The sequence below is a fragment of the Cupriavidus sp. L7L genome (assembly GCF_004353535.1).
Lineage (GTDB): Bacteria > Pseudomonadota > Gammaproteobacteria > Burkholderiales > Burkholderiaceae > Cupriavidus > Cupriavidus oxalaticus_A.
Map to the genome: position 1 here is coordinate 1 of NZ_SMNY01000180.1, position 886 is coordinate 886.

Consider the following 886-nt stretch of genomic DNA (forward strand, 5'->3'; position numbering starts at 1 on the left):
AGTCCTTAGTTGTCCCCTGATGAGCAACTTCAAATGCAACGAGAGCTTCGCATTTGTGTCCCAGTAAGAAAAGCCGAGCTGGTGGACACGTATCGCCGTAACCGTCCTCGGCCGTCTTGCCTCAATCGTTGGCTTATCGGCAGTTGGTGTAGATGCCCACAGTTATGCAGCGAATCGAACCGTTACCTTGCTGAATGGGTTGGACTGGCGGCGGCGAATAGCGCCCAACCGAGTTGAGAGTCCGCGCAGTTTGCTCCGCGAGCTGCGAATTGAATCGATCCAGTTCGGCACTCAGTTCTTGCATTTTCTGCGCGCGTACCTGCCGCTGATACGCTTCCGCCATTTCATCGTTCCTCCTCTGCATGGCCTCGAGCTGCTGCCGATACTCTTCAGCCATCTGGTCCCGCTGAGGCGCACCTGAAAGGTAGGTCGATGGCGCATAGGGACTTTGAATCGCTGGATCTGGAATCAGGTAGGCGAAGTTCTTGAGATAAGTGGTTGCGTTTGTCGAACTCTCGGTCACTTTCAAGGTCGGGAGAAGCTGCACGAAATCACGATAAATGGCGCTTTGCGAGGTCTCCAACGTCGCCAATTTCGCCAGCATTTCGACACTCGCCACATAACCAGGCGGGAGGGACGACTGGTACGCGAACGACGTATCACCTCGCATCTTCACAACCGCAGCCCTTGCCTTCCAGTAGCGCTCGACATTTGCCCCGGCCATGATCTCAGCCGGCATCAGCCATGTAAGCTCACGGCTATAGTCTTCTTCGCCGGCCACGTATTTTTCTCGCACTCGTTTTGCGAGCACAACGGTCACCTTATCCGCTTCCCGGACAGTCAGGCTACCGCGGCGCTTGCCCTCCGTAATACCCTTCACGTAAGT

The 886-nt window shown here is 55.5% G+C and carries 1 pseudogene; it reads right to left on the reverse strand.

The annotated features are described in order from the left end of the window. Positions 1-133: 133 nt before the first annotated feature. A pseudogene (locus E1J61_RS37730) lies at positions 134-886 on the reverse strand (hypothetical protein); the annotation flags it as partial.